This is a genomic window from Pseudonocardia bannensis, from assembly GCF_012911875.1.
GTDB lineage: Bacteria > Actinomycetota > Actinomycetes > Mycobacteriales > Pseudonocardiaceae > Pseudonocardia > Pseudonocardia bannensis.
Genome location: NZ_JAAXKZ010000276.1, coordinates 1 through 1,004, shown reverse-complemented (window position 1 = coordinate 1,004; position 1,004 = coordinate 1). Strand labels below are relative to the sequence as shown.

Annotated in this window: 1 pseudogene; it reads left to right on the top strand. The window is 72.8% G+C overall.

Annotation, left to right across the window (positions count from 1 at the left end):
• Positions 1-791: pseudogene (locus HF519_RS30165) on the top strand (hypothetical protein); the annotation flags it as partial.
• Positions 792-1,004: the final 213 nt, after the last annotated feature.

Here is a 1,004-nt window from a genome sequence, read left to right as displayed (position 1 = left end):
GGCCCGCCACCGCGCCCGACGGCGGGCCGCTCAACCGCCGTCCCGGCTCCGGGGAGACCACCTGGATCGTCGAGCTGCGCCGCCTGCGCACCGGGCTCACCGACCTCCGGTCGCGGGTCGAGGGCCTCGCCGGGCGGGTGGAGGAATTCACCGGCCACCACACCGACCTCGCCGCGGTCGTCTCCGAGCAGATCGCCCCGGAACTGGCCGCGCTGCGCCAGTTCACCACCGAGGAGCTCAACCGCCAGGCCGGCCAGCTCGACGAGGTCCTGACCACCCTGCGCCGCGAGGACAACGCCCCGGTCAACTGGCCGGCCCTCACCGCGGAACAGGCCCGCGCCCAGTGGCCGATCCTCGCCCAGTGGATCGCCGAGGTCCTCGTCCCCTGGTACGAGATCACCCGCGACGAGCTGCCCGACTGCTGGGCCTTGCACCGCCCCGCCCTCGTCGAGCTGTCCTGGCTGCGCAGCGCCCACGTCCAGGCCTACCTACGCTCGTCTGCGCCCAGCGTGACAGGGGAGTGGCACCTGCGCTGGCGCCCCGCCGTCATCGAACGCCTCAGCAAAGTCATCGACCGACACCTCTGCCGCCCCGGCGAGCACCTCGTCCCCGAGGACCAATCCCAACGGCAGACACCGCCGCCCCCACCTGCCCGGCCCGGCGAAGCGGTCCGGCGGCCGGTCCCCGCGGGCCGCCAGCTGGCGCTGCCCGAGCACTGGAACGCCAACTACACCGCCGCTGTCGAGGCCGATCTCGCATGGCGCTCGCAGCGCGAGGCGAACCAGGCCTAGCTGGCCTCCGTCGCTGACCGCCGCGCCGGTCCGGCGAGGGTCCGGCCTCCCAAATTGTCACGTCGGCGGCAGCCGTCGTGCTGAGCGGCACTGAGCCTTTGCCAACCTGATCACGCGTTGGCGATCATCAGGGTCTGGACTGCGGCGACGAGCTCGGCCGCCCGACCGGGGCAGGATCGGATCTTGCGCAGCACCTTCCAGTTCTTCAGCTCA